The sequence below is a fragment of the Natrinema hispanicum genome (assembly GCF_900111485.1).
Taxonomy (GTDB): Archaea; Halobacteriota; Halobacteria; order Halobacteriales; family Natrialbaceae; genus Natrinema; species Natrinema hispanicum_A.
Genome location: NZ_FOIC01000002.1, coordinates 104,889 through 128,432 on the forward strand (window position 1 = coordinate 104,889; position 23,544 = coordinate 128,432).

Genomic DNA, 23,544 nt, shown 5'->3' on the forward strand with positions numbered 1-23,544 from the left:
ATCTATACGATCATCGTCGCCGTGCTGGCGATTGCTCCGAAGCGTTCTGCGACTTCGCGGGCGATCGGCCCCTTGATCTCCGTCCCGCGGGGCTCTTCGTTCTCGTCGATGATGACCGCCGCGTTGTCCTCGAACTTGAGTCGGGTGCCGTCGGGCCGGCGGATCGACTTCCGCTGGCGGACGACGACGGCCTCGAGGACCTGACGGCGCATCTCGGGGGTACCCTTCGTGACCGAGACGGTCACCTTGTCACCGATACCCGCCTTCGGCTGGCGGCTCTTGGTGCCGTGGTAGCCCGAGACGCTGATGACCTTGAGTTCACGCGCGCCAGTGTTGTCGGCACACGTGACCAGCGAGCCCTTCTTTAGACCCTGGGTGACGTCGGCTTTCATTGCCTCCATCACTGATCACCCTCGTCTGCGGCGAAGTCATCGTCCGAGAGTTCCTGCTCAGGTTCGACCTCGCGGGTCAACTCGGCGATGTCTTCCACAGTCGCTTCTTCAGTTACTTCGACAACCACGTGCGATTTCGTCTTCGACAGTGGTCGGGTCTCTGCGATCTTGACCGTGTCACCGACCGAGAGCGGCTCGAGCACGCCCGGCACGTGAGCCGGGATGCGCGAGCGACGTTTCATCTGGCGGTCATATTTCGGAACCGCCACGTCGTACTCTCGCTCGACGACTACGGTCTTGTCCATGTCCGTCGAGACGACGGTACCTTCGAGGACCTGGCCTCGAACGGCGAGGTCGCCGTAGAACGGACACTTCTCGTAGTCGTATTCCTCCGGGTTTTCTGGTTCCGGAGGGGTTTCAACGTCTAGTCCTATTGCCATGGTGAATCACCATTCGTTTCCGTGCGTCGGGCGGGTCGTGAGAGCAGCCGCGATCCATCGACCGTAACGTAGGCCACATCCTCGCCAGCGCCGTCTACGGCGTCCGATTGCTCGGTCGCTGCAGGTTGAGTGTCGGCCAGTTTGGACATGGTCCCCGACTCCTTCGCGAAGTCGGCGGCGTCATCTGTGATCGCGAACTCGAACGTCGAGCCCGACTTTGGCACCATCACCACCCGTGACTCGCCGTCTTCACGAACTTCTACCGAGAGGGTGTTGGTCGTCTCGATGACGACCCGTCCCTCCAGACCGACCCGCGAGGCGTCGTCGCTTTCGACGACGCGTACGGGCAGGCCGTTGAGTTCGTGTCGCGGCAGGGTCTCGGGTGTCAGTGCCATTGTTGTCTTATGCTTCGTCCTCGAGGTCGCCTTCCTCGCGCTGGATCGTCTTGATCCGCGCGATGGTGCGGCTTAGTTCGCCGATGCGGCCCGGGTTCTCCGGGGCACCACCGGCTGCGAGGACGGACTTCTGGTTCAGCAGTTCCGTCTCAAGTTCGTCGAGCTCTTCTGCCCGTTCGGCGGGCGTCATGTCACGGATCTCTTCGACGTGGAGGATCGCCATCAGGCGTCACCTCCCTCGTCGTCGTCGTCCGCTTCCATTTCCTCGACAAGCTCTTCGGCTTCCGCTTCGACGTCTTCCTCGAGCTCGTCGAGCTCTTCTTCGACGTCTTCGTCGCCGCCGGGGACTTCGACCTCTTCGAACTCCTCGTCGGCCTCGACTTCCTCTTCGATGACCTCTTCGACGACGTCTTCGTCGACGGTCTCGGCAGCCTCCTCAGCTGCAGCCTCGGCACCAGCTTCGGCGGCCTCGGCTTCCTCGGGTTCGCCCTCGAGGAGCTCCTCGACGCCTTCGGCCTCGTTGGCCTCGACGGCATCGGGGACGAGCTCTTCGGGATCGAGATCCTCGTTGATCTGGAAGTCGTCGGGGAGCTCGGCTCCTGGCGGGATGATCTTGACGTCGACACCGATGGTGCCGAGTTTCATCACCGCAACGCCCTGGCCGTGGTCGACGACCTCTTCGGCGGGTTCGCCGTTGTGCTTGATGTAGCCGCGGTTGAACTTCTCAACGCGCGATCGCGCACCGGTGACCTTCCCAGAGAGGACGATCTCCGCGCCGAGTGCGCCGGCTTCCATGATCCGGTCGATCGTCGTGTGACCGGCCTTCCGGAAGTACCAGCCACGCTCGAGGGCGTTAGCCAGTCGGTCGGCGACGATCCGTGCGTTCAGGTCGGGTTCTTCGACCTCCTGGACGTCGATCTGAGGGTCCTCGAGGTTGAATCGCTCTTCGAGGGCCGTCGTGACCTTCCGGATGTTCTCGCCGCCTTTGCCGATGACCATCCCGGGCTTTTCGGCCTTGAGGACGATCTGGGTTCCCATCGGCGTCTTGGCGACGTCCATACCACCGTAGCCTGCGCGGCCGAGTTCTTCCTGGAAGAACTCGTCGATCTGAGACCGCTGGAGGCCGTTCTCGATGAATTGGTGTTCGTCAGCCATTAGCTATCACCTGCTTCGTCCTCGTCGACTTCTTCGACGATGATCTCGACGTCGACCTGCGGCGTGTTCCAGGAGGACGCTCGCCCCATCGCGCGGGGCTTGCGGCCCACGGACTCGCCGACCTTGTGGGCAGCGACGTGGGCGATCTCCATGGACGCGCCGTCGAAGCCCTGACTGTCCGCGTTGGCTTCGACGTTCTCGAGCAGGTCGAGGAACTCCCCGGAGACCTTCTCCGGGTACTTGCCAGCGTCCCAGCCGTCGACGTCGGAGCGGTGCCCCGCGCCGGCGTTGTGGGACTTGAACGGAACCGACTGGACTTCGTCGATGACGTCCTGAAGGTACGCCTGCGCGTCCGCGACGGTGCGGCCTTTGATCTCGCGGGCGACCTCCTTGCTGTGCTTGTGGCTCATCTGCCGCTCCCGAAGCATGGCTTTCGCCGTCGTGTCGGGATCGGCGTCGACTGAGTAGTTGATTCCCATGCGTGGATCACTTCAGTGGGACGAACTTCGACGATCGGGTCGCGCCGATACCGGCCTGACCGTGCTCGACCGAGTTCCGGGTGAGCCGGAACTCGCCGAGGTAGTGGCCGATCATTTCGGGCTCGACGCGGACGCGCTCGAACGACTGTCCGTTGTAGACCTCGAAGGTCAGATCAACGAACTCCGGCAGGATCGGCATATCCCGCAGGTGCGTTCGGATCGGCGCGTTCGCCGTCTCTTCCTCGTCCGCATTGCGGGCCTCCTCGAGCAGCTTCTGCTTCTCGACGGAGAGACCGCGTTCGATACTTCGCCGCTGTCGTGCGGGCAGCAGTTCCACGACCTCGTCGAGCTCCATGTCCTGCAGCTCCTCGACCGTGTAGCCGCGGTAGGTGAACTCACCTTCACGGCCGGTTCGGTACTCCTGACTCATTTGTTGCCACCTCGACCGGTGCGTCGGGACGAGATGTCACCGACCTTCCGTCCCGGCGGGGCGTCCCGCGAGACGGACTTGGGTTTGCCGGGGTGCTGGCGGCCACCGCCACCGAACGGGTGGTCGACGGCGTTCATCGCCACACCACGGACGCGAGGCCACTTGGTGCCCCGGGCCTTCATCTTGTGGTACTTGTTCCCTGCCTTGACCATCGGCTTCTCCGTGCGACCGCCACCGGCGACAACGCCGATGGTAGCACGGCACTGCGGGTCGAGGCGCTTGACCTCGCCGCTTGGAAGTTGGACGACCGCAGCGTTGCGGTCGTGAGTGATGAGGTCTGCGTTGGTCCCCGAAGCGCGGGCGAATCGACCGCCGTCACCGGGGTTCGCTTCGACGTTACAGACCGGCACCCCTTCGGGGATCTCCGCGAGCGGGAGCGTGTTGCCGGGCTTGATCTCTGCGGAAACGCCGACCTGCAACTCCTCGCCGACGGTGATACCCTCTGGTGCGAGGATCAGTCGCTGATCGCCGTCGTCGAATTCGACGGCAGCAACCGGTGCGGATCGGGCCGGGTCGTGTTCGATGTCCACGACCGTCCCGCGCACAACGTCGTCGTCTTCCTCTTTCTTGTGGTCGAGCTTCGCCTTGTACCGGTGCGACGGGGCACGGAACGTGGAGGTCCCGCGACCGCGTCGTTGTCCTTGAATGCGTCGTCCCATGCTCAGAACACCCCGATTCGCGAAGCGACTTCCTGTGCGTCGTCGTCCTCGGAGAGGCGGACGACCGCTTTCTTCTTGCCGTTCATCGTAAGCTGCGTGTTCACGTTCTCGACCGAAATCTCGAAGCGCTCTTCGACCTCGTCCTGAATCTCAGGCTTGGTCGCGTCCGGGTTGACGATGAACTGGAGCTTGTTCTCGAAGTCCATATCGTCCATCGCCTTCTCGGTCACGAGCGGGTGTTCGATGATCGAACTCATCGGTCAGCCACCTCCTCGAGTGCGCTCTCGGTCCAGACGGTGAGCCGTCCGGGCTGTGCGCCGGGCGCGAGATCCTCCGCGTTGACCTCGGCGGCGGTCGTCACGTCGGCACCCGCGAGGTTGCGGGCTGCACGGGACGGGCCGGTCTCGCTCGAGGTGACAAAGAGGATCGACGTCGGCGTCTTGTACTTGCGGCCACGGGCTTTCCCCTGACCGGAGCGGACGCTGCGACCCTCGTCGGCGCGTTCGATGTCGTCTGCGAGGCCGGCGGCCTCGAGGAACTCGACGACCTCTTGCGTCTTGTGGAGGTCCTCGAACTCGTCAGAGACGACAACCGGGATCTCGGCGTCGTCGTCGAACTCGTGGCCACGTTCGGCGACGAGTTCGGCGTCGGTCGTCGCAGCGATGGCGCTGCGAACGGCCAGTTTCTTCTCTTTCTTGTTGATCGATTCAGTCCAGTCCTTCTCGGCTTTCGGCGGGTGGGCCTTCCGTCCCTTGATGGTCTGGGGAACGCGTCGACCGCGACCCTCCTGTCGTGGGACGTGGGCCATGCCCCGGCCGCTACCGAACGATTCGGCCGGCGTTCGGAGGCCGGCGAACTCGTCGGCACCGTAGTCCTGTTTTCGGTTGGCCTGTGCGGCACGCACGGCGCGGCCGATCAAGTCCGGGCGGTACGTGGTCTCGAAGACCGCCGGGAGCTCGACCGTGCCCGCCTCGGAGCCGTCCAGGTCTCGTACTGTTGCGTCCATGTGTTATCCCTGGTTGGATGCGGTGGAGACATAGCGCACCTCGGGATCGAGGCGCGGCTGGTCTCCGGGTCGGATCGCCGGGCGGAAGCGCACGAGGCGCTTCTGTGGCCCGGGCAGCGAGCCCTTGATCAGCGCGTGCGGTCCGTCGACTTCGCCGTAGTTGACGAAGCCGCCGTCGACCGTCGCGTCGGCACCGTCGCCGATGTCGACGAGGCGCTTGTTCAGTTCCGTCCGCTGGTGGTAACCGGTCTGGCCCTGCTGGGGGACCGTCGAGCGAACGCGAGATGGGTTCCAGGGGCCGAGGTTGCCGATGCGGCGACGCCAGCCCTGCCGGGCGTGTTTGCCCTTGCGTTTCTGGACGCCCCATCGCTTGACGGGACCCTGGGTCCCTTTCCCTTTCGTGACGCCGCTTGCGTCGACGTACTCGCCGGCGCGGAACACATCGTTCATGACGTGTTCGCCGCCGTCCTCGAGCAGCTCGAGGGCGAAGTCGACGCGTTCGTCGACGGAGCCGCCGCCGACGCGCGTTTCCATCACGTCCGGTTTCTTCTTCGGTACCGAGGGAACCTCCGACGGTACCGTGTGGGTGATGACGCGAACGTCGTCGACGCGGCCCTCCTCGTGGAGGCCACGGAGCTCGTCCGTGGCAGCGTCGGCGTCGTAATCGTCACCGGGAAGGTCCAGCACGCGATCGAGTTCGGGAACGAACTCGTCGGTCCAGACCTCGGTCAGTGGCTTCATACCGTACGGCGTGTCTTCGTACGCTCGCAGGGACACGGCGCGCATCGGCGGCGTCTCCACGATCGTCACAGGGACGGTCTGTTCCATCCCTTCGGTCGGCGAATTCGATTTATCGTCGACCATGACGACGTGGGTCATGCCGGCCTTGTAGCCCGCGAACCCCTGAAGCGTCGGCTGTCCGTCGTCGTCCGGCCACGAATTGAACCGTGGGACCTCGCTGGTCGCACGCTTTCGTGGGCCGAACCCGAGTGAGCCTTTGCGTGGTCTATTTGCTTGTGGCATGCAATCACTCTCTGAGTGAGAGGGGAGCGAGGGTGGCGAACAGAGCCTCCTCCGTTCGCACGACCTCGCTTCCCTGGTTCGGAACCGTGTTTAGCCAGAGGTCGAACCCCGGATCGGCAGTGGGTTCGACTCCGTCATCCACGTCCGTGGCTGTCTCCTGGACAGCCCCGACAGCGGATGCCTCGATTCCGAGGATATCCGGCAACCCTCGTTCGGGCGCGCCAAAGGCGACGGTCATCCCGTCGTCCTCGACACGGCCGGCCAGCGTCTCGAGCCGCCCGACGGTGAGTTCTTCACCGAATCGGGAGGCGGCGATACAGACGCCAGCGTCCTCACGGCCGAGTGCTGCCGAAAGGTCCGTCCGCTCGATCGAAAGCCCCGGAAGGGGCTCGTCGACGAGCTTCGCCCGGACCGGTCGTCGCGAAGAGATCCTGACGGTTACGCGCTCTCCCTCCTCGGCCTCCATGTCAGGAGGCGTGTTGAGGGAGATCGGGTGTTGCAGTCCGCAATTGACCCGGACGCGCCCTTCAGGTCCGACCTCGGTCACGATCCCTTGTCTTGACGACCCCGAACCGTTCGATTCGGAGCCGGTCTGTGACACCGCGCGGAGCGGCGGCAAGACCCCCGCGTACTCCAGTTCGTCCCGCATCCCCCAGACCTCGTTGCGGAGGTATGGGGGCGTTGCGGCGTACCGTAAGACGGTAGCGACGAACCCGCCGTCGAATCGACCCGTTTCGCCATCCCGATCGGGATAGACGATGAGACGATCGGCCCGGAAGATCGTCGCCGCGCGGGCGACGTATCCGAGTTTGCGAGTTGCCTCGCGTTTGTCCTCGGCTTCCCGGGTGAGCGACGACGGCACGAGTACGCTGATGGTCATGCCGAGACGCTTCGGCGCCGCGTCACTAGACTGTAGCGATGTATTGCGGAGAGGGTCTTAAAAGGATAGCGGATTCGATTCCGGCTGACAACCGCTCACACCCGCGAATTCGTGCCGAACGGGAACACACTCACGTTCGGTAACTGGTCACAGACAACTACTGTCGAATGCGGATTACATTGCTGACTTCTGATAGAATGTCGCTGCCTCGCGGTCGAAAATCGGCATGCCGAACCATGGCGAAGGGCGTGCGATTCGCAACCCTTATACATCCATCCGGCAGTAGGTATGAGTGCAGCAGGGCGCTGGTAGTGTAGTGGTATCACGTGACCTTGCCATGGTCACAACCTGGGTTCAAATCCCAGCCAGCGCATTTTTCCGAACATCACATCCACGAGCGTTGTGTATCAACGCGAGTATCCGTATTCGAAGAAGTCGGTCTGGATTTGAATTAGACTGTGGTTCTGCGAGCAAAGTCGTTCGAAACGGCTCCGCCGTTTCGTGATGACGAGAGAGCGAAGCTCTCTCGAACCACGAACAGGTTCTCAGGCGTAGTTCAAATCCTAGCCAGCGTACGTCTCTGAACGAACTTCTTCAAACGATCATGTCGGTCGGGTCGCGGGCGCGTGACAAAATAATTGTCACTCAGTAACCTCGAACCACCGGCAACCGAATCCCCCATGTACTTGATTGATTTGTTGGCGAACGTTCTGTTTCGATGTTCGTCAGTTATAAATAGGTATGGCACATTTGTCTACTTGCACTCGAGATAACCTGGCTGACCGAGGCCAGTCGAGGGCGCTGGTAGTGTAGTGGTATCACGTGACCTTGCCATGGTCACAACCTGGGTTCAAATCCCAGCCAGCGCACTTCTATCGCGAACAAATTCGTGAGCGACAGAATCGATCTTGATTTGAATGAGGCCAGACGCGCACAGTGAACCGAGCACGTCTGGACGTGGTTCAAACCCCCGCTGAGCCGTGTGTCTCATCGACGAATACTCGAGAGCGTGGCTGGCGTCCAAGCGGCGTTCCGGCTAGTTGTGTTCCGCAGCGAGGTCCTCGAGCGCCAATTCGAGGTTCCACGCGTTAGCCTTCCAGAACGAGTCAAAGAGCACACCGAGAACGGGGACGGAGCCGGCAACGGCGTCGACGCCGACGTTCGCAAGCATGCGAAGCAGCGTCGATCGAGAGACCCCCATACGAGCGGCTTCGACGACGAGATACAGCGAGACGACCGCGGCCGCGGTGTCGCCAGCTCCCGGGAGGATACCGACGATCGGATCGAGGCCGACTCGAGCGTCCGTTCCAGGGATCCGAATCCCCTCGTCGAGTGTGTGCGCGACGAAGCGCATGCGATCGATCGCTCCATCGTCGACTGTGGCGGGGAGATCGTCCTCGAGTGTCTCGAGGTCCGTGCTGAGGGCGGCTGCTGTGTCGGATGCCATACCCTCGATTGGGTCTGTCTGTCGATAAAGTCAGGGGTGGCCGTGGCAAGCGGCGATAGCCGTCGCGGTCGTCGATGGCGAGTAGCGTTGCGTCAGCGTGCGGGCGCGCTCGAGAGACACCACGTAGCCCTCACGCACAGCATTCAGACAGGAGTGTATATCACGTTTGCGTACTGTTAACGGCTGCGAGTGACTTTTATACTATGAGAGGGTACTCAACAGTGCACGATTGAACGATCAGATCTAGCAATGCAGACGGACTTCTCACCTGCGGACGGCACGACCGACCTCCAGTACGATCAGCCCAATGACCGCTACGTCTTCCACCACGACACCGACGGGACGGCGACGATCACCACGACGATCGTCCACGCGCTGGCGTCGATCGCGGACACCGACGTCTCGCAGGGAGAGTTCTCCCTGTACGATAGCGTCGACCCGGACGCACTCGAGCGCATCTTCGCCACGAAATCGGACGGCACCGAACGGACGGGTGGCCACGTCGCGTTCACCGCGCTCGAACACGAGGTGTACGTCTACGCGAACGGTGACGTGATCATCTATCCACCGACGGGGACGCCTCGAACGCCGACGAGAGCCTGACCGCGGGTCGGGTATCCATACGCAACCGCGCTGATCGTTTTTCGAAACCGTCCATCTTGTTAGCACCGCGGCCGCTCGGTGCGCGCTCCCGGCCAGCCCACCCTCAGAGAAAACCGCCGGATTGCACGGATTTAGGGAGCTATCGATCGTTGCTCGGTCGTATGACGGTAGTTGCGCTCCTGAGCGTTGCACCGGTAATCGAAGACAGTATGGCTGGTGAAGTCGCGAAGGCGGTCGACGCACTCGAGGACTACGACGTCAGCTACGAGACGAACCCGATGGGGACGGTGATCGAAGCCGAGACGACGGACGAGCTCTTTGCGGCCGCACAGGCGGCCCATGACGCGGTCGACGCCGACCGCGTGAGCACAGTCCTAAAGATCGACGATAAGCGGACACGTGATATCGACGCTGCGGAGAAGGTCACGGTCGTCGAAGACCAGCTCGGTCGGCCAGCCCGGAGCCGTAAAGAGTGACCTTCTGACTGAACACCGCACACCGGCCAACGCACACCGGCGGGTGCTTGGAACAGACGGCTCAACACGCAACCCAGCAGAGCGACTGGGTCAGATATGGAACAGACGACGCTCACAGTCAGGGATCTGTCCAGTGCCGACAACGAACGAACCGTGACGCCCGCGCTCGAGTCTCTCGAAGGAGTCGTGTCCGCCCGCACGGACCCCGAACTCGACGAAATACGAGTCGAGCACGACGCGTCGACGGTCGAGGCGATGGCGCTGGCGAAGACGGTCGAGAATGCGGGATACAGTGTCGACGAGTAGCGAGCTGCGACACGACACCGCATCGGGTATGCCGCCAGCAGTCCGGACTGACAAACGGTTTTACCACGGAGGCTGAAGCCCGTCGCATGGAAAGTCTCAATCGGATGGCGATCGAGCTGGTCGACGAGGCCCTCGACTACGCCGAGGAGCTGAATATCGGCGGCTACGACCTCGCAAACGACGCGACGGTACTCGACTTCGGCCTCGAGTTCGACGGCGGGATCGAAGCCGGGCTGTTACTGACCGAGATTCAGACGGCGGGGATGGCGACGCCGAGCTACGAATTGGGCGAACTCGGCGACGCTTCGATCCCTTACGTGGAACTGTCGACCGACCAGCCCGCACTCTCGCTGTTGTGTTCCCAGAAGGCCGGCTGGGAGCTGACCACGGAGGACTTCGAAGGGCTTGGCAGTGGTCCCGCGCGGGCGCTTGTGGCCGAAGAAGAGGAGTTCCGCCGCGTCGGCTACACCGATGCGTTCGATCTGACGGCGCTGGCGGTCGAAACCGAACTCGAGCCGACCGAGGCCGCGGCCGAGCAGGTCGCCGACCTCGCCGAGGTCGAAACGAGTAGCGTCTTCTTGCTCGCGTACCGAACCGCCAGCCTCGTCGGCAGCATCACGAACGCCGCCCGCACTGCCGAACTCGCCACCTTCCGGCTCGCCGAGCTGGGATACGATCCACTCGACATCGTCTCGGCAACTGGTCGCGCCCCGGTTGCACCCGTCGCGAGCGACGAACGGACGGCCATCGCGCGAACGAACGATGCGATCGCCTACGGTGGGCGTGCCCACCTCACCGTCCGAGAGGACGCTGATATCTTCGATTCGGTACCGTCGACCGCCGCCGAGGACCACGGCCGCCCGTTCGGCGACGTCTTCGACGACCTCGACTGGGAGTTCGCGGAGGTCCCGTCGGGTCTCTTCGCACCCGCGACGGTGACGATCGACGTGCTCGGCGGGCCGACGTACGTCTACGGCGAGACGGACGAAGACCTGCTCGTCGACTCTTTCGATCTCTGAGCGGCTCGAGGTCGCGTATAGAATATATATGGTGATTTCGCGCCCGCGTGGGCGCGAAATCCCGAGACGGAGAAGAGAGACGGAGAAGAAGCGAGACGAAAATGGGAATTCTACTCGTCAGAGAGCTGGCCGGGCGTCCACTCGCCGTCGAACTCCTTGTGGGTGAACGGTTTCGCGTCCTCGCCGGCGTAGGTGGCCACGAGCTGGCCGTCGCCCTCGAGGTGGTACTTGTAGGTCGTCAGTCCCTCGAGGCCGACGGGGCCGCGGGCGTGGATCTTGCCCGTGCTGATGCCGACTTCGGCACCGAGCCCGTAGCGGTAGCCATCGGCAAAGCGGGTCGAGGCGTTGTGGAAGACGCTTGCGGAGTCGAGGCCGCGCATGAATGTGCTCGCGCGGTCGGCGTCGTCGGTCACGATCGACTCGGTGTGTTTCGAGCTGTGGACCGTGATGTGATCGATCGCGGCCGTAAGCGAGTCGACGACTTTGATCGAGATGATCAGGTCGCCGTACTCGGTGTCCCAGTCGTCGTCAGTCGCCGCCTCCGCGTCGATGAGCTCGCGGGTAGCCTCGTCGCCGCGAATCTCGACGCCAGCGGTCTCGTAGCGGTCGGCGATCGCGGGGAGGAACTCGTCGGCGACGTCTTCGTGAACCAGCAGCGTCTCGACGGCGTTACAGACCGCCGGATACTGGACTTTGGCGTCGTAGGCGATGTTCTCGGCCATCGACAGGTCGGCCTCGTCGTCAACGTAGACGTGGCAGATCCCTTCTGTGTGGCCGAGCACAGGGATGCTCGTGTTGTCTTGGATGTAGCTGACGAACTTGGAGCTGCCCCGGGGCATCAGCAGGTCGATCGCGTCGTCCATCTCGAGCAAGGCGGTGACGTCCTCGCGGGCCTCGATGTGCTGGGCCCAGCCGTCGGGGATGCCCGCTTCAGCGGCGGCCTCTTCGATGATCTCGAAGAGGATTCGGTTGGAGTGTAGCGCCTCGCTGCCGCCTTTCAGGATCACGGCGTTGCCGGATTTCAGGCCGAGCGCGGCGATCTGGACGAGCGCGTCGGGCCGGGACTCGAAGACGGTCCCCACGACGCCGATCGGCACGGCGATCTTGTAGAGTTCGAGATCGTCGGCGAGTTCGCGGGCCGACAGCGTCTTGCCAAGCGGGTCGTCCTGGCCGGCGACGCTGCGGACCATCTCGGCGATGTCCTCGATCTTCGATTCGGAGAGTTTGAGCCGGTCGACGAGCGCTTGTGTGTACTCGCCGTCCTCGAGCAACCGCTCGCCTTCTTCGACGTCTTTCTCGTTTTCCGCAAGGATCTCCTCGGTTCGGGCCTCGAGCGCGTCGGCGATCGCGTGGAGTGCCGCGCTGCGGTCCTCGTCGGAGCGTTTCGCAAGCTCTAGAGCCGCGGTCTGTGCCTCCTCGACGTCGCGTTCGATATCGGTCTCAGTCATCGCTCACACCGTTGATGGGGATGAATATGGTTCCCACGGGTTTGGCAGTAGCGATCTTCTCGAGGACGTCGGGTTCGGTGGACTTCGCGATGACCGCCGGGTTGCCGTGTTCGCTGACGTCGCGTGCGCCCTCGACTTTGGTCTGAATGCCGCCGAACCCCTCAGAGGTGGTCTCGGAGATGATATCCTGCACCTGGTCGTAGTTGGTTCCGACGGCCTCGATGCGCTCGGCGTCGTCGTCTTCTTTCGGATTCCCGGTGTAGACGCCGCCGACGTCAGTCAGCGTCACGAGCAGATCGGCGTCGACGCCGATCGCCGCGGCCGACGAGAGCATGTCGTTGTCGCCGATACGGATCTCCTCGGTCGCGACCGCGTCGTTCTCGTTGATGATCGGGACAACGCCCCAATCGAGCAGCGTCTCGATCGTGTTCCGGAGGTTTGTAAACCGCTCCGGGTTCTCGAGGTCGTGCTGGGTCAGGAGCAACTGCGCGACCTTCCGGTCGTACCGCGCGAAGCTCTCGGTGTAGCGGTGCATGAGAAGGCTCTGGCCGACGGTCGACAGCGCCTGGGACTCCTCGACGGTCCCGCTTGACTGTTCGATCCGACCCGTTCCGGCCCCGATCGAGCCCGACGAGACGAGGATAACCTCCTTGTCACGCGAGAGGAGGTCTTCGAGGTCGTCAACGAGTTTGTCGAGTTTCTCGTCGTCGAGATTCGATTCGTCGTCGGTCAGGGAGTTCGTCCCGGCCTTGACGATCACACGGTCGGCGTCGGCTGCGAGCTGTCGTGTCTCGTCAATAGCCGCTTCCTCGAGTTCGCTACTCATCGCTAAACTCCGCTGCGAGTTCCGCAGAGCGTTCTTCGGCTGCGTTCACCGCCTCGGCAACGGCTTCGTTGGCGGTGCTATCCCAGAGGACCTCCATCCCTTCGATGGTCGTCCCGTTGGGCGAGCAGACGGCGTCGATCAGGTCATCGAGATCCTCGTCCGACCGGAGGATCGTCTCGGCAGCGCCCTTGAACGTCTGGGCGGCCAGCGTCTCGGCGTCGTCAGGCTCGAGACCACCCTCGATGCCCGCCTCTTTCATCGCCTGAACGAGATAGAAGACGAAGGCGGGGCCGCTTCCGTTGACGGCGGTCGCGATGTCCATCAGACTCTCGTCGACCTCGGCGAACTCGCCGACATCGTCGAGCAGCGTTCGGACCTCGTCGGGAACGTCGTCGCCGGTGACGGCCGCAGCCATATTTCCGGTTTCGGCCGCGAGGTTCGGCATGATCCGGACGACGTTCGCGTCGGTTCGCGCGCTGACGTAGTCGGTGGAGACACCCGCAGCAATAGAGACTAGCGTCTGCTCGGGCGAGAGCTCGAGATCGTCCAGAACCGCGCCGACGATGTCCGGTTTCACTGCGACGACGACCACGTCGGCTTCGGCCGCCTCGGCGACATCCGTCGTCGTGTGGTCGACGTAGTCGGCGACCGCCTCGAGTGCGTCGGGATCGAGGTCACACGCGGTCACCGTGTGATTTCCCGACCGATGGAGGCCCGTGATCAGGGCGCTCCCCATGTTACCACAACCGATAACGCTCGTCTGTACCATCTTATCCTAGCCCAGGAACCGAGGCGGACATACCAACTTTGGTTTCGTTCTGCCGGCGGCGCGGGTTAGACGAGACCGAGAATCACGGTCGCGATCCCGTCGACGATCGTCTCCCAGATCGAGAACCCAGTCAGGATCTGCAACACCGTATCGAGCCCGAAGAAGAGAAACAGCGCCGCGCCGGCGAAGTGGGCCAGTCGAGCATCGAAACGATGCGAGAACCGGTGGAAGAAATACGCGTTGACTGCACTCACGGGGATGATCGCGAGCATTTCACCGGCCCAGATCGCGGGATTGGCTCCATACTTGACTGCGAGTCCGATCGTGACGAGTTGGGTCTTGTCACCGAACTCCCCGACGGCCATCAGCGCGAAGATCGGGACGAACCCGCGGAGATACGGCGGGATATCGTACCCGAAAAGCGAGATGTCCAGTACGTCGCCCATCACCGTCCCGCCGTTGGTCGCGACTGACTGAGCGCTCGTCTCGGGTGCCGACCTGATGAGCAACACCGCAAAGAGCAGGAACAGCCCTGCCGTGATCGCATCGAGGTAGATCGGCGGCAGTACGCCCCTGATCGCCGCACCGAAGAGGATCTCGAGGGCCGTCCACCCGGCAAAGGCGCTCCCTGCAGCAGCGACGACGATCCGTGGGTCGTACTGTGTCGAGAGGCCAGCGATAATGAACTGCACCTTCTCGCCAGGCAGCACCGACAACTGGAGGACGAACGCGACGACGAGGATCTCGAGCCAGCCGGTCATGGCTCGAGCGCGGTGAGAGCGCGCGGTCGTTCATACTGTCGGACAACTAGCCCAACAACTGTTCGAGTGGACAGCTCATCGAACAGCGTCGGTGACAGCCAGCCGACAGTAGTGGTGATGCCGCCAGCCATGTCGTTGTTTAGCCCCGTCTAATGTATACGGTTTACGGAGCAAATCCGGACGGGTGATCGACGCGGTCATGCGGGCCGCCGGTGACCGCCGCTCTTGGCAGTCACTCCATCGGAGAGACATCGGTGACCGTCCCGACGCCCTTGCTGCGACCCTCGCGGAAGACGAACTTCTGACCCTCCTCGACGAGATAGGGGCGGAACTTGAACTTGACAGTGGTCGTGCCCGTATCACCAGGCAGGAGGCGGCCGTTCTCCGGGTGGAAGACGGCAGCCTCGCCGATCGTCTCGAGGTGGACCACCGGTTCGTAGCCCTCGCCGATGCGGGTGGGATGGTTGAGCACCATCACTTCGGCTTCGAACTCTCGGACCGGATCGGGGTCGGCATCTCGAGGCAACAGGACCATGCCGCGCTCGATGGCGCTTTCTTTGATCCCTTTTAGCGCGATGCCGACGATCCGACCCGCCTGTGCCTGATCGACCCGGTGGTAGTGCATCTCGATCGAGCGGACCTCAACCTCTTGGAAGCGGCCGTCAGGCATGGGACCGATCAGGAGTTCGTCGCCGGCTTCGACCTCACCGGCCATTATGGTGCCCGAGGCGACCGCACCGACGCCGGTCACCGAGTAGCTGCGGTCGACGTACATCCGGAACTCGCCGGTGTCCTGGGATGTCTTGGGGAGCCGGTCGAACAGTTCGTCGAGCGTCTCGAGGCCGTCCATCGTGATCGCGCTGGTCTCGACGATGGGGACGACGCGGTCGTTGATTTCCTCGACGGCGGCGTCGACGCCATGGCGGCTGACCCGCAGCGGCGACTTATCGACGTCACGGAGGAGTCGCTCGACCTCGCGTTCGACCTCCGCGACGCGGTCGTCGTCGACGGCGTCTATTTTCGTGATCGCGACGATCGTCGGAAGCTCGGTTGCGAGCAACACGCCAAGGTGTTCACGCGTCGTCCGCGTCGGGCCATCGTCGGCGGCGACGACCAGCAGGCCGTAGTCGAGTTTCTGGCCGACAAGCCCGCGAATCGTCGTTCGGAGCCACGGCTCGTGGCCGACGGTGTCGACAAAGGAGACGAGTCGATCGGCCTCCTGAACGACTTCGGCGCGATCTGCCTTGCGATTCGGGTTCCGCACCCGGACCGGCCCCTCGTCGTCGAAGCCGTAGACCGCATAGGACAGATCAGCCGAGAGGCCACGTTCGACCTCGTGGGGCTGAACGTCGAGGAACGCCCGCGTCGCCCCGTCGCCGTCGTCGGCTTTGCCCGTCACGAGCGAGCCCACGAGCGTACTCTTCCCGTGGTCGACGTGACCTGCCGTCCCGACGACGACGTGTTCATCGTCCGTCTCGAGAACGCCGCCCTCTCGTACCTGCGCGACACCGACCAGGCCACGCTCGGCCGTCTTCGATGGCCGATCTGTGTCGGACTCGAGCGAGTCCGAAACGCCATTGATCCCCCACGTCTGGACGTCTTCGATGTGTGCGTCGGCCTCTTCGGCCAGCAATGAGAGGACGTCCATCGTCTCGGAGAAGGTGTCAGGATCGATGCCAGCGAGGCCGCCGTCGTCGGTGACGCCGACCACGTAGGTCGCCTCACCGTCGCCCGAGAGCAAACGGTGTCGCAGTTGCGCAGCCAGACTCTCCCGTCGTCCACCCTCGAGGTGGACGTCTCGTGACAGTCGTTCCTTGAATTCGACGTTGCCACCGTCCTGTTCGCCACGGTCCAGGGCTCGCTCGAGGAGAGCCCGGTCACGGCTCATACCCCCTGGTAGTTGGCCACATGGCAAAAGGCTTCCCGTAGATTGGCACTATATGACACAGTGGAGCTACCAAACTGGAGACCGACTGTCGGTCGCCCGTGCCGGGCCCGGTTTCAAGCACCTCGAGTGCGTTTCTCGGAGTATGAGCGTCAGCGGCCTCTGTCAAATCTGCGAATCGCGCCCCGCTCAGCACCGGTGTCCCAACTGCGGGACGCTCGTCTGCGAGATCCACTACGACGACGAGCTGGGGCTGTGTGCCGACTGCGCTGCACAGGCCCGGCCGGGACAGCACGACGACGTGGACATCAACCGGCTTTAAGTATAAACAGCGGCGAACCGCGTCCGTTATGCTGTCGGAAAACATTTCACGCTGGTCGTCCTGTGGGTATATATGGGCGTGCAATCCCGCGGAGATTTGACCGACGAGACCATTACTGTTACCAAGGAGGGACAGTGGTACGTCGCGACTGACGAATCAAGTGGGATTGCCAGCCAAGGTGAGACGAAAGTAGCAGCACTGGAAAACCTCGCCGAGGCACTTTCACTTCACGAGCGGCCGGTTCCCGAACGCGACGAAAACACGGCTGACCCGTCAACGGCACCCTGGTTTTAATGATCTCTTCCCGCGCGTAAAGGGTGCCTTTTTACCGCAACCATGAGTATGCTGGCATAGTGACACGCGGAACGTATTCCGGTCGAGAGATCATACAGGCCCTCGGAAACTGGGGATTCCGCCGCGTTGATCAGACTGGGAGTCACGTCAAACTGCAATACGTCAATCCAGATACCGGTGAGACGCGCTCCGTTGTCGTTCCGCTGCATGATGAACTCGCGACTGGAACACTCCGGAGCATCGCAACACAGGCCGGAGCAGAGGACTTTCAGGCTTTTCTCGACGAGATGGATGAGATGATTTGATCGACTCGTCTAGTTTAGACGTGTTCTGAGGGTGTCATAGAACTCTTCCTATGGTGTTGATTACACGCACTTCGATGGTGAATTGGCCAACAAGTAGGAACCCCAACCTTTTGCTCTGCGCTCCCTCGCTAACGCGAGGTCGCTCGGCAAAATCTCGAGAGAGAGAAAAGCTCTCTCGGACCTCGCGGGAGCGAAGTTCCCGCTTAGTGTTGATGAAAAGCACTCCTCCTTCCCCTACGGGTCGATCGTCGGCCCGCTCGCTCGCTCCGTTCGCTCGCGGTCCCAGCGGTAACACCACCCCTTGTACGTATCGAATTAGGAGGCCCGTATAGTCGGTGTGAGTGCCGTTCTATGACTCCCTAATGTTCTAGTTAGATAGCGGAATTCTAAATGCCCACACCGAAGAGTTGCAATTCTAGGAATCGAGTGAAACGAGCGAGGTTTTACGCTCGATACTGGTTGAGCCGCTTTTTGAGTCGCTTTGCGGCCTGACCGCTGGCACTGGCGAAGTCCTCACCTTCGTCTTCGCCCGCGAAGATAATCCCGCGCGAAGAGTTGACGAGGCCGACGCCGTCTGCCAGCCCGTACTCGACGGCCGCCTCGGCGTCGCCGCCCTGTGCCCCGATGCCGGGTACGAGGAAGGGGAGGTCGGGAACCTGCTTGCGGAGTTCCGCGAGTTCGTCCGGTTTCGTCGCACCCACGACGAGTCCGACGTTGTCGTTTTCGTTCCAGAGGTCGGCGAGCGCGGCGACGCGCTCGTAGAGCGGTTCGCCCGACTCGAGCGTCAGATCTTGCAGGTCGGCTCCGCCGGGGTTCGACGTCCGACAGAGGATGAAAACGCCCGACTCCTCATCGGCGAGAAACGGCTGCAGCGAGTCCCGGCCCATGTAGGGATTGACGGTGATCGCATCGACTGTCTCGAGCATCTGGGCGTACTGTCGGGTCGTGTTCCCGATGTCGGCTCGCTTGGCGTCCAGCAGGACGGGCACGTCCTTGCCGTGGGCGTAGGCGATGGTCTCCTCGAGTGCGCGCCAGCCGTCGGGATCCTCGTAGAAGGCCGCGTTCGGCTTGTAGACGGCGGCGTGTTCGTGGGTCGCGTCGATGATACGTCGGTTGAACGCCCAGCGAGGGAGGTCGTGTTCCTGGAGGTGGTCAGGAATGCGCGACGGGTCGGGATCGAGACCGACGGAGACGACGCTGTCGACCGTTCGGATGCGGTCGTGCAAGCGGTCGAAGAAGTTCATGCCGGAACTGGCGTCGGGACGGTCGAAAAGGTTGCTATCTGCGGGTCACCCGGAGACTGCCGGTCGACTCGAAACGGGCAGTGTAGTCGCCGGTTTACGCCTCGAGGATTTCGATCAGGTTCCCCTCTGGATCGCGCAAAAACATGAGCGTGGTGCCGCTTTCGGTGGTCTGTGGCCCGCTGATCGTCGGCACGTCGTCGGGAAGTGACGCGGCGAACGACTCGAGGTCGTCGACCGAGAGGCCAATGTGTGTCGCCCCCGGTTGGTTGAGATCCGACGCCGACACGTCCGCCCCCTCGGGGTCGTATTCGACGAGTTCGATCCGAACGCCGTCGGCCTCGAGATGGGCGAAGTCGGCGCTTGCACCCTCGACTCCGACAGCGTCGGAAAACGCTTCGCCACCGACGCTGAACCGATTTGCAACCGGGAGGTCGAGTACGTCCCGGTAGAACGCGAGCGTCTCCTCGAGATCGGTGACGGTGATACCGACGTGGTGTGCGCTGAGTTCGGTCATCCGTCGTGGATCGACGCTGCACCGACGAAAAACGTTCGTCTGCGCGATGTCGGGGTGTGCTCACCGTGGCTCGAGCGACGACGAACGGCCGATCGTGGACGGGGCGCGATTAGCCCACGAGTAGGTCGTCCACGAGGTCGGGGAAGATTTCGTCGGCGAAGTGGACCGCGAGGACGACGACGATCGGGCCGAGAAACAGGCCGTACCAGCCGAACGCGAGCGTCCCGAGAAAGTAGCCCAGAAGAACTAGCCCCATGTGGACGCCACTTCGTGCGGACAGAAATGACCGGGCGAAGAAGTCGGGAATGGTATCGACGACGACGAACGTGACGGCGAAGAAGACAATCGGATGCCACAGTGGCGTCGCCGTCGTCACGGTAAGCCCCAACAAGAGCAGTCCGTACGGAACGTAGACGATCTTCATTCCGACCGCCGGGATCAGCGTCCCGATCCCGATGAGCAACGAGAGCAATACCGGCGTTGCGACGACGGACCCGCTCGAGGCGAGGACGTTGAGACCGACGTACGTGGCGGTGGCGACGCCGGCCGCGACCGCGATCACCGCAAGATTGCTGACGAACACCGTCTCGAGGTCGCCATCGACAGCGGTCGTGTACTCGACGATCCGTTCGTCGTGGTCGACACTGTCGTAGAACCAGCGCCGGAGTTTCTGATCGTCACGCAGGAGATAAAAGAGAAACGTGAGCATGAGGAAGAAGCGCGCGAGGACCGAGAAGACGAAGCCGGCGATCGACGAGAGGCGAGTGAGGGCGTTCGGCAAGCCCTGCGCCAGCGTCCCCGCGACCGACCCACCCATTCCGGCCCCGAGCACCGCTCGCAGGCGGCCGATATTTCCCTCCCGGGCCAATCGCAGGTACGGCTGGAAGACCGACCGATACGTCTCGAGGGTGCTCGTGGCAAGCAGTCGATCGAGTTCCCCGAGCGCGACGACGCCTGCATAGCCGATGACGGCAACCATCGGGATGACGACGAACAGTATCGTGACCGTCGCGGTCACGTTCGGATGCTCGAGATAGCGATCGAGCCAGCGGTAGAGAGGTCGCGTCGCGTAATAGACGAAAATCGCAAAGAGCAGCGTCCCGACATAGCGAAAGAGGGCGAGCCCGATCAGCGCCGCGATGACTAGCCCAAGTCCGATCCAGACGAGCCGCGTACCGTCACGGCCGCGCAAAACACCCATGCGCAGTTTCACGGGATTTGGTGGCAAAAATGCCCGTCTTGAGTATCAATGCGGTGTGCGCGTCCACGATCGAAAGAAGCCGGACCTCATCGAGTTCGCACAGACCCACGAGTCACAGCTCCGAACGTACCAGTTGACCGCGGCAGGAACGACGGGGAAACGGCTGCTCGAGGAAACCCCTCGAAATCGAGCGCATGGAGTCCGGCCCGCACGGCGGGGACTGATGATCAGTACCGAGGTCGTAGCAGGGAACCTCGATGGGGTCGTCTTTCTCTGCGACCCGCTGCGGGCGCAACCCCACGAGCCGGATATCTCGGCGCTGGCGACGAACCTCGCCTCCGCGACGTTCCTCACCGAAGGGCTCGCTGAGTAATGGCGGTGGCCATCTTGTTTCCGGCCACGAGTAACCCGGTGACTGGGTCATGCCATTTATGGCCACACGCTCCGCTCTTTGTGGTATGACCATCTACGAGAGCGACCTCCCCGGCGTCGGGAAGAAATTCGAGGTCGAACTCGACGGCAGCGAACGGCTCGTCATCGTGACACATAACACAGGGAAACGGGAGGTCTACCTGAAACCGGACGCGGACGCCGACGGCGACAAACTGTTCGAGGTCTCGGATCGGCTCGCCCGGAAGATCGGCACGATTCTAGAGGGGGCATACTTCCAGCCAGTCCAGGCCGATGCGGTCGAGACGATGCTCTCCGACGAGACCTACCTCGAGTGGTACACCGTCACGGCGTCAGCTGAAATCGCCGGCCAGAGCCTCGCCGAATCGAACATCCGTGATCGAACGGGTGTCTCGATCGTCGCCATCCAGCGTGGCGATGAACTGATCTCACCGCCGACGCCGGAGACGGTCCTCGAGATCGACGATACGGTAGTCGTCATCGGCGACCGCGAGGACTGTAACCGGTTCGAAGCGCTGCTCGGCGACAAACTCGAGGAGTGATCGAAACCGATGTGCTCGTCGGAGGTGACCCCTAGTGGCAACTGAGACGGCACTCGTCGACGTGGGTGTGCTCTTTGCCGCGGTTGCACTCGCCGGTGTCGTCGCGAATCGACTCAATCAGTCCGTCATCCCGCTGTACATCGTCACCGGGATGATACTGGGCTCGAACGTCCTCGGCAAACTCCCCGACCTCGCCGGCAGCGAGGTTTCCGTCGGCGGGGTCTCGCTCGTCATCCCCGAGGTGACAGTCGGTGGCGTCGACCTTCTGGCGGCACTCGGCGGGCTCGCACTCGGCGATACCGACTTCGTCGTCGTCGGCGCAGAGATCGGGATCGTCCTCCTGTTGTTCTTTTTGGGACTGGAGTTCAATCTGGATCGGCTACTCGCGAGCAAGGATCGGATCGGCAAGGCGGGCACGATAGACCTCGCTCTCAACTTCGGGATCGGACTGCTGTTTGGCTACCTCGTCTTCAGCGACGTCCTCGCGGCCGTGCTGACCGCCGGCGTCGTCTACATCTCCTCGAGCGCGATCATCACGAAGTCGCTCATCGATCTAGGCTGGATCGCCAACGCCGAGTCGGAACCAATGCTGGGGACGCTGGTCTATGAGGACCTGTTTATCGCCGTCTACCTAGCGATCGTCTCCGCACTCGTCCTCGGCAGCGGCGATCTCGGGGCAGCTGCGGGCCAGATCGCGATCGCGATCGGCGTTATCCTCGCACTGCTTGCGCTGGTCACATACGGGACCGACTTCTTCCAGCGCTTTCTCGATGCTGACACCAACGAGTTCGTCGTCGTTCGAGCGCTTGGCGTGACGATTCTCGTCGCCGGCATCGCGCTCGCGCTGGGCGTCAGCGAGGCCGTCGCTGCCTTCTTCGTCGGCATGGCATTCTCCGGGACTGATCACGTCCACGACTTAGAGCAACTGCTCGAGCCGCTTCGGGACGCCTTCGCGGCGATCTTTTTCTTCTGGATCGGACTCGTCACTGATCCGGGGCTGTTTACGCTCTCGGTCGTCGCGATCATCGTCGCCGCCGTGATCGTGACGACGCCGACGAAGCTCGTCAGCGGCTACCTCGGCGGGCGGATCTACGACCTCGACGACCGCCGGTCGCTGCGCGTCGGGCTCGGCATGGCCACGCGCGGCGAGTTCTCGCTGATCATCGCGAGTCTCGCGCTCACCGGTGCCGGCAGCGGGCTACCAACCGAGACGGCGGAAACGATCTATGCCGTCACCGTCGGCTACGTCCTCGTCATGAGCGTCCTCGGGACGTCGCTTATGCAGCACTCGAGCCGGCTCGAACCCATCGCCGTCTCGCTCCTCGAGCGGGGACGTGGCTACACTGATCGGGCGAACGATTGAGACGGACTACTGGAAGTCAGTGCCGGCGCACCCGCGACCCGTCATGCGGGTGCGCCGGGCCATCGGGACAGCAGACCGTATGACTGACACTGAACTCCCAAAACGGAAAGTTTCAACCGGCTCGAGCCCGCTATCACGCCTATGCCACAGGCGGTCGTCTTCGATCTCGATTACACGCTCGCCGTTCCCCAGCGGGATCGGGCGACCATCCTTGAGGAGGCGACGACCATCACCGGTGCGCCGTCGCTGTCGCGTGAGGCGTATCTCGCAGCCCACCGGCGAAACCTCACCACCGAGACGCGCGAACCCATTTTCGCCGACCTCCTCGAGAATACCGACAGCGACGCCGATCCGGCCGCCGTCGCGACAGCGTATCGCGAGACGATCGCCGACGCCCTCGAGCCCCTGCCCGGTGTCGAAGCCATGCTCGCGGACTTACGCGGCGAGTATCAGGTCGGCCTGCTCACGAACGGCCCCGTTCGCGCCCAGCGAGACAAGCTCGAGACGCTAGGCTGGGAGGAGGCCTTCGACGCCGCCGTCGTCACTGGCGAGCTCGAGGCCGGAAAACCCGATCCCCGTGCGTTCGAGGCGATCACTGACGAACTGCGCGTTGCGCCCGCCGAGGCGGTCTACGTCGGCGACGAGGTCGACGCCGACGTTCGAGGCGCGACCGAGGCCGGGCTGGCCGTGGTACAGGTGTTGCTCAAGGACGGCCCTGATCCCGATCCGCGAGCCGTCGCACACGTCGAACAGGCGAACGTCGCGACGGGGGTTCCGGAGGTCCTTGTCGGGCTCGAGTGAGATGTAAGTCGTCGGATCGACCTCGTTCTACGCGCTTATGTCGTGCTGTGATGGCCGGTCATGCTTCATAAAGCTCGTTCTCCCGTCT

General features: G+C 63.0%; 31 protein-coding genes, 2 tRNA genes and 1 pseudogene. 13 read left to right on the top strand and 21 right to left on the bottom strand.

Translation table 11 applies throughout. The annotated features are described in order from the left end of the window. Positions 1–2: 2 nt before the first annotated feature. From BSG09_RS02300 to BSG09_RS02355, 12 genes are read right to left on the bottom strand one after another with little or no spacing between them, the layout of a single operon-like run. Positions 3–401: a 50S ribosomal protein L14 gene (locus BSG09_RS02300; RefSeq protein ID WP_092929682.1), complete on the bottom strand. Its 399-nt coding sequence runs from the start codon at positions 399–401 to the stop codon at positions 3–5. Next, positions 401–832: a 30S ribosomal protein S17 gene (locus BSG09_RS02305; protein WP_092929684.1), complete on the bottom strand. Its 432-nt coding sequence runs from the start codon at positions 830–832 to the stop codon at positions 401–403. The genes BSG09_RS02300 and BSG09_RS02305 overlap by 1 nt, the downstream gene beginning before the upstream one ends. Continuing rightward, positions 823–1,227 (bottom strand): ribonuclease P protein component 1, encoded by a 405-nt coding sequence (locus BSG09_RS02310; protein ID WP_092929686.1) that lies wholly within the window; start codon positions 1,225–1,227, stop codon positions 823–825. The genes BSG09_RS02305 and BSG09_RS02310 overlap by 10 nt, the downstream gene beginning before the upstream one ends. Before the next feature lie 7 nt (positions 1,228–1,234). Then, positions 1,235–1,450, bottom strand: a complete 216-nt coding sequence (gene rpmC, locus BSG09_RS02315) for a 50S ribosomal protein L29 (RefSeq protein WP_092929688.1) — start codon at positions 1,448–1,450, stop codon at positions 1,235–1,237. Beyond that, positions 1,450–2,382, bottom strand: a complete 933-nt coding sequence (locus BSG09_RS02320; protein ID WP_092929690.1) for a 30S ribosomal protein S3 — start codon at positions 2,380–2,382, stop codon at positions 1,450–1,452. Before BSG09_RS02320 ends, rpmC begins: the two co-directional genes overlap by 1 nt. Beyond that, positions 2,382–2,861 (bottom strand): 50S ribosomal protein L22, encoded by a 480-nt coding sequence (locus BSG09_RS02325; RefSeq protein WP_092929692.1) that lies wholly within the window; start codon positions 2,859–2,861, stop codon positions 2,382–2,384. The genes BSG09_RS02320 and BSG09_RS02325 overlap by 1 nt, the downstream gene beginning before the upstream one ends. A gap of 7 nt (positions 2,862–2,868) precedes the next feature. Then, entirely contained in the window at positions 2,869–3,291 is a 423-nt protein-coding gene (locus BSG09_RS02330; RefSeq protein WP_092929694.1) for a 30S ribosomal protein S19, read from the bottom strand. Beyond that, positions 3,288–4,010, bottom strand: coding sequence for a 50S ribosomal protein L2 (locus BSG09_RS02335; RefSeq protein WP_092929696.1), 723 nt, complete (start codon positions 4,008–4,010; stop codon positions 3,288–3,290). The genes BSG09_RS02330 and BSG09_RS02335 overlap by 4 nt, the downstream gene beginning before the upstream one ends. Before the next feature lie 2 nt (positions 4,011–4,012). Further along, complete coding sequence (locus BSG09_RS02340; RefSeq protein WP_092929698.1) at positions 4,013–4,267, bottom strand: 50S ribosomal protein L23; 255 nt, start codon at positions 4,265–4,267, stop codon at positions 4,013–4,015. Next, positions 4,264–5,016: a 50S ribosomal protein L4 gene (gene rpl4p, locus BSG09_RS02345; RefSeq protein ID WP_092929700.1), complete on the bottom strand. Its 753-nt coding sequence runs from the start codon at positions 5,014–5,016 to the stop codon at positions 4,264–4,266. The genes BSG09_RS02340 and rpl4p overlap by 4 nt, the downstream gene beginning before the upstream one ends. A 3-nt stretch (positions 5,017–5,019) precedes the next feature. Beyond that, positions 5,020–6,039, bottom strand: a complete 1,020-nt coding sequence (locus BSG09_RS02350) for a 50S ribosomal protein L3 (protein WP_008011491.1) — start codon at positions 6,037–6,039, stop codon at positions 5,020–5,022. Between the two features lie 4 nt (positions 6,040–6,043). After that, on the bottom strand, positions 6,044–6,919 hold the full coding sequence (locus BSG09_RS02355; RefSeq protein ID WP_092929702.1) for a putative RNA uridine N3 methyltransferase: 876 nt from the start codon (positions 6,917–6,919) through the stop codon (positions 6,044–6,046). Positions 6,920–7,221: 302 nt separating this feature from the next. On the opposite strand from BSG09_RS02355, the gene BSG09_RS02360 reads away from it, so the two are divergent. Next, positions 7,222–7,292: transfer RNA gene (locus tag BSG09_RS02360), tRNA-Gly, on the top strand. Positions 7,293–7,717: 425 nt separating this feature from the next. Further along, positions 7,718–7,788, top strand: a tRNA-Gly gene (locus tag BSG09_RS02365). A gap of 167 nt (positions 7,789–7,955) precedes the next feature. Here the strand turns inward: BSG09_RS02365 and BSG09_RS02370 are convergent. Further along, positions 7,956–8,366 (bottom strand): DUF4112 domain-containing protein, encoded by a 411-nt coding sequence (locus BSG09_RS02370; RefSeq protein ID WP_092929704.1) that lies wholly within the window; start codon positions 8,364–8,366, stop codon positions 7,956–7,958. A gap of 249 nt (positions 8,367–8,615) precedes the next feature. On the opposite strand from BSG09_RS02370, the gene BSG09_RS02375 reads away from it, so the two are divergent. The 4 genes from BSG09_RS02375 (at position 8,616) to mch (ending at position 10,770) form a co-directional block, all read left to right on the top strand. Beyond that, positions 8,616–8,969, top strand: coding sequence for a HalOD1 output domain-containing protein (locus tag BSG09_RS02375; protein WP_092929706.1), 354 nt, complete (start codon positions 8,616–8,618; stop codon positions 8,967–8,969). 161 nt (positions 8,970–9,130) lie between these two features. Beyond that, complete coding sequence (locus BSG09_RS02380; protein ID WP_092929708.1) at positions 9,131–9,445, top strand: MTH1187 family thiamine-binding protein; 315 nt, start codon at positions 9,131–9,133, stop codon at positions 9,443–9,445. 96 nt (positions 9,446–9,541) lie between these two features. Continuing rightward, positions 9,542–9,751 carry a heavy-metal-associated domain-containing protein gene (locus BSG09_RS02385; protein WP_092929710.1) on the top strand — a complete coding sequence of 70 codons (210 nt, stop codon included), beginning with the start codon at positions 9,542–9,544 and terminating at the stop codon, positions 9,749–9,751. Positions 9,752–9,837: 86 nt separating this feature from the next. After that, a complete protein-coding gene (gene mch / locus BSG09_RS02390) occupies positions 9,838–10,770 on the top strand; it encodes a methenyltetrahydromethanopterin cyclohydrolase (protein WP_092929712.1) in 933 nt (310 codons plus the stop codon). A gap of 110 nt (positions 10,771–10,880) precedes the next feature. Here the strand turns inward: mch and BSG09_RS02395 are convergent, their stop codons facing one another. From BSG09_RS02395 to BSG09_RS02415, 5 genes are all read right to left on the bottom strand, one after another. Further along, the gene (locus BSG09_RS02395; RefSeq protein ID WP_092929714.1) at positions 10,881–12,218 is read right to left on the bottom strand and encodes a glutamate-5-semialdehyde dehydrogenase; all 1,338 of its coding nucleotides are present in this window, start codon (positions 12,216–12,218) and stop codon (positions 10,881–10,883) included. Then, positions 12,211–13,044, bottom strand: a complete 834-nt coding sequence (proB, locus tag BSG09_RS02400; RefSeq protein WP_092929716.1) for a glutamate 5-kinase — start codon at positions 13,042–13,044, stop codon at positions 12,211–12,213. Before proB ends, BSG09_RS02395 begins: the two co-directional genes overlap by 8 nt. Continuing rightward, positions 13,037–13,813: a pyrroline-5-carboxylate reductase gene (proC, locus tag BSG09_RS02405; protein WP_092929718.1), complete on the bottom strand. Its 777-nt coding sequence runs from the start codon at positions 13,811–13,813 to the stop codon at positions 13,037–13,039. Before proC ends, proB begins: the two co-directional genes overlap by 8 nt. Before the next feature lie 65 nt (positions 13,814–13,878). Then, the gene (locus BSG09_RS02410) at positions 13,879–14,574 is read right to left on the bottom strand and encodes a TMEM165/GDT1 family protein (protein ID WP_092929720.1); all 696 of its coding nucleotides are present in this window, start codon (positions 14,572–14,574) and stop codon (positions 13,879–13,881) included. Positions 14,575–14,806: 232 nt separating this feature from the next. Then, entirely contained in the window at positions 14,807–16,462 is a 1,656-nt protein-coding gene (locus BSG09_RS02415; protein ID WP_092929722.1) for a GTPBP1 family GTP-binding protein, read from the bottom strand. Between the two features lie 142 nt (positions 16,463–16,604). Between BSG09_RS02415 and BSG09_RS20090 the strand changes: the two genes are divergently transcribed. The 3 genes from BSG09_RS20090 (at position 16,605) to BSG09_RS02425 (ending at position 17,380) form a co-directional block, all read left to right on the top strand. Beyond that, positions 16,605–16,781: a zinc finger HIT domain-containing protein gene (locus BSG09_RS20090; protein ID WP_139246180.1), complete on the top strand. Its 177-nt coding sequence runs from the start codon at positions 16,605–16,607 to the stop codon at positions 16,779–16,781. A gap of 72 nt (positions 16,782–16,853) precedes the next feature. Continuing rightward, on the top strand, positions 16,854–17,075 hold the full coding sequence (locus BSG09_RS02420) for a type II toxin-antitoxin system HicB family antitoxin (protein WP_092929724.1): 222 nt from the start codon (positions 16,854–16,856) through the stop codon (positions 17,073–17,075). A 59-nt stretch (positions 17,076–17,134) separates the two neighbouring features. After that, complete coding sequence (locus BSG09_RS02425; protein WP_092929726.1) at positions 17,135–17,380, top strand: type II toxin-antitoxin system HicA family toxin; 246 nt, start codon at positions 17,135–17,137, stop codon at positions 17,378–17,380. Positions 17,381–17,823: 443 nt separating this feature from the next. On the opposite strand, the gene pyrF is transcribed toward BSG09_RS02425, so the two are convergent. From pyrF to BSG09_RS02440, 3 genes are all read right to left on the bottom strand, one after another. After that, positions 17,824–18,624, bottom strand: coding sequence for an orotidine-5'-phosphate decarboxylase (gene pyrF / locus BSG09_RS02430; RefSeq protein WP_092929728.1), 801 nt, complete (start codon positions 18,622–18,624; stop codon positions 17,824–17,826). A gap of 94 nt (positions 18,625–18,718) precedes the next feature. Next, entirely contained in the window at positions 18,719–19,138 is a 420-nt protein-coding gene (locus BSG09_RS02435) for a VOC family protein (RefSeq protein ID WP_092929730.1), read from the bottom strand. 109 nt (positions 19,139–19,247) lie between these two features. Continuing rightward, on the bottom strand, positions 19,248–20,339 hold the full coding sequence (locus BSG09_RS02440; RefSeq protein ID WP_092929732.1) for an AI-2E family transporter: 1,092 nt from the start codon (positions 20,337–20,339) through the stop codon (positions 19,248–19,250). A gap of 55 nt (positions 20,340–20,394) precedes the next feature. Here BSG09_RS02440 and BSG09_RS02445 point away from each other — a divergent pair. The 4 genes and pseudogenes from BSG09_RS02445 (at position 20,395) to BSG09_RS02460 (ending at position 23,456) form a co-directional block, all read left to right on the top strand. Then, positions 20,395–20,712: pseudogene (locus BSG09_RS02445) on the top strand (methylglyoxal synthase). A gap of 85 nt (positions 20,713–20,797) precedes the next feature. Next, complete coding sequence (locus BSG09_RS02450) at positions 20,798–21,292, top strand: cation:proton antiporter regulatory subunit (RefSeq protein WP_092929734.1); 495 nt, start codon at positions 20,798–20,800, stop codon at positions 21,290–21,292. Between the two features lie 34 nt (positions 21,293–21,326). Further along, the gene (locus BSG09_RS02455) at positions 21,327–22,655 is read left to right on the top strand and encodes a cation:proton antiporter (protein WP_092929736.1); all 1,329 of its coding nucleotides are present in this window, start codon (positions 21,327–21,329) and stop codon (positions 22,653–22,655) included. 141 nt (positions 22,656–22,796) lie between these two features. Further along, on the top strand, positions 22,797–23,456 hold the full coding sequence (locus BSG09_RS02460; RefSeq protein ID WP_092929738.1) for an HAD family hydrolase: 660 nt from the start codon (positions 22,797–22,799) through the stop codon (positions 23,454–23,456). Positions 23,457–23,544 lie beyond the last annotated feature (88 nt).